Raw genomic sequence first — 2,940 nt, forward strand, 5'->3', positions numbered from 1 at the left:
CAAAGACAAGGAAATAAAGATGAATAAGAAAATATTAGAAACATTAGAGTTCAATAAGGTCAAGGCTTTGTTTGAACCTCATTTGTTGACCGAGCAGGGCTTGGAGCAATTGAGACAGCTGGCTCCGACTGCCAAAGCAGATAAAATCAAACAGGCTTTTGCTGAGATGAAGGAAATGCAGGCTCTTTTTGTTGAGCAACCGCATTTTACCATTCTCGCAACCAAGGAAATTGCAGGAGTCTGCAAGCGTTTGGAGATGGGGGCGGATCTCAATATCGAGGAGTTCCTGCTCTTGAAGCGCGTGCTTCTTTCTAGCAGAGAACTGCAAAGTTTTTATGCCAATCTGGAAAACGTCAGCTTGACAGAATTAGCCCTCTGGTTTGAAAAATTACACGATTTTCCGCAATTACAAGGAAATTTACAAGCCTTTAATGATGCAGGTTTCATTGAAAATTTTGCCAGTGAAGAATTGGCGCGAATCCGTCGAAAAATCCATGATAGCGAGAGTCAGGTCCGCGATGTTTTGCAAGACCTGCTCAAGCAAAAAGCGCAGATGTTGACGGAAGGGATTGTTGCCAGCAGAAATGGCCGTCAGGTTTTACCAGTTAAAAACACCTACCGCAATAAGATTGCAGGTGTCGTTCATGATATTTCTGCCAGCGGAAACACCGTCTATATCGAACCCCGTGAGGTGGTCAAACTGAGCGAAGAAATAGCCAGTTTGCGAGCAGATGAGCGCTATGAAATGCTTCGCATTCTCCAAGAAATTTCTGAACGTGTCCGCCCTCATGCGGCTGAAATAGCCAATGATGCTTGGATTATCGGCCATCTGGACTTGATTCGTGCCAAGGTTCGTTTTATCCAAGAAAGGCAAGCAGTCGTTCCTCAGCTGTCAGAAAATCAGGAGATTCAACTGCTCCATGTCTGCCATCCTTTGGTCAAAAATGCCGTCGCAAATGATGTCCATTTTGGTCAAGATTTAACAGCCATTGTCATTACAGGTCCCAATACAGGTGGGAAGACCATCATGCTTAAAACTCTGGGCTTGACGCAGGTGATGGCTCAGTCCGGTTTGCCGATTTTAGCAGATAAGGGAAGTCGTGTTGGTATTTTTGAAGAAATCTTTGCAGATATTGGAGATGAGCAGTCTATTGAGCAGAGCTTGTCTACCTTCTCTAGCCACATGACCAATATTGTGGATATTCTTGGTAAGGTCAACCAGCATTCGCTCTTGCTCTTGGATGAGTTGGGGGCTGGTACCGATCCTCAAGAGGGAGCTGCCCTTGCCATGGCTATTCTGGAAGACCTTCGCCTGCGTCAAGTCAAGACCATGGCGACGACCCACTATCCGGAACTAAAGGCCTATGGTATTGAGACAGCCTTTGTGCAAAATGCCAGCATGGAGTTTGATACTGCGACTCTTCGCCCGACCTATCGCTTTATGCAGGGTGTGCCTGGACGAAGCAATGCTTTTGAAATTGCTAAACGTTTAGGTCTATCTGAAGTTATCGTAGGAGATGCTAGTCAGCAGGTCGATCAGGACAATGATGTCAACCGAATCATTGAACAACTGGAAGAGCAGACGCTAGAAAGTCGCAAACGCTTGGACAATATCCGTGAGGTGGAGCAAGAAAATCTCAAGATGAACCGTGCTCTCAAAAAACTTTACAACGAGCTCAATCGTGAAAAGGAAACTGAGCTTAACAAAGCGCGTGAACAAGCTGCTGAGATTGTGGACATGGCTCTAAGTGAGAGTGACCAGATTCTCAAAAATCTCCACAGCAAATCTCAACTTAAACCCCACGAAATCATTGAAGCCAAGGCCACGCTGAAAAAATTGGCTCCTGAAAAAGTGGACTTGTCTAAAAACAAGGTCCTTCAAAAGGCCAAGAAAAAACGTGCTCCAAAGGTGGGAGATGATATCGTGGTTCTCAGTTATGGACAGCGTGGTACCTTGACCAGTCAACTCAAGGACGGCCGCTGGGAAGCCCAAGTTGGCTTGATTAAGATGACCTTGGAAGAGAAAGAATTTGACCTTGTTCAAGCCCAGCAAGAAAAGCAAGTCAAGAAGAAACAGGTCAATGTTGTGAAACGAACTTCTGGTCGAGGACCTCAAGCCAGACTGGACCTTCGAGGCAAGCGCTATGAAGAAGCCATGAATGAGCTAGATGCCTTTATCGACCAAGCCTTGCTTAATAATATGGCTCAAGTTGATATCATCCATGGTATCGGAACAGGAGTCATCCGTGAAGGAGTCACTAAATACCTACAAAGAAACAAGCATGTCAAGAGTTTCGGCTATGCCCCACAAAATGCTGGAGGTAGTGGTGCGACTATTGTGACATTTAAAGGATAGAAGTATTCCGAGCTTTATACAGTAAAAACTGTTGAATTAAGTTTTACTAATAAACACATTGACAAAAGCCAACATTTTTTGTAAAATAAGAATCAATTAAATACCAACACCGAATGAAGTTTAATAGAAGTGGGGAATCGTTTGATTTTCCATGACTGTAAATGGACGGAACTCTGGAGAGACCGTAAAGGCACCGAAGGGGCAAGGCAGGCAACTGCTCAAACTCTCAGGTAAAAGGACAGAGCTAGGATAGACCGCTTTTTAGCATTTATCTAAGCATTCCAGAGTACATGTATCTTGCATGTGCTCTTTCTTTTGGGGTTGAAAAGATAGGAGAAGGAAATGTTAGAATTGCTTAAATCAATCGATGCTTTTGCTTGGGGACCGCCCCTCTTGATTCTCTTGGTCGGAACAGGGATTTACCTAACTGCCCGTTTAGGACTCTTGCAGGTTTTGCGTCTCTCGAAGGCTTTTCAGCTTATTTTTATCAAGGACAAGGGGCATGGAGATGTATCCAGTTTTGCGGCCTTGTGTACAGCCCTAGCAGCGACAGTTGGTACGGGAAATATTATCGGGGTGGCGAC

The 2,940-nt window shown here is 44.8% G+C and carries 2 protein-coding genes and 1 riboswitch; both genes read left to right on the top strand.

Annotated features, from left to right (window positions below):
• The first annotated feature begins 19 nt into the window (after positions 1-19).
• Positions 20-2,356: an endonuclease MutS2 gene (locus RYK12_RS10110; RefSeq protein ID WP_314848869.1), complete on the top strand. Its 2,337-nt coding sequence runs from the start codon at positions 20-22 to the stop codon at positions 2,354-2,356.
• Between the two features lie 163 nt (positions 2,357-2,519).
• Positions 2,520-2,608: riboswitch (glycine riboswitch) on the top strand.
• 90 nt (positions 2,609-2,698) lie between these two features.
• Positions 2,699-2,940 (top strand): alanine:cation symporter family protein (locus RYK12_RS10115; protein WP_314848871.1); only part of this gene is annotated, 242 nt, incomplete at its 3' end.

This window comes from uncultured Streptococcus sp., assembly GCF_963518475.1.
In the GTDB taxonomy this organism is placed as follows: domain Bacteria; phylum Bacillota; class Bacilli; order Lactobacillales; family Streptococcaceae; genus Streptococcus.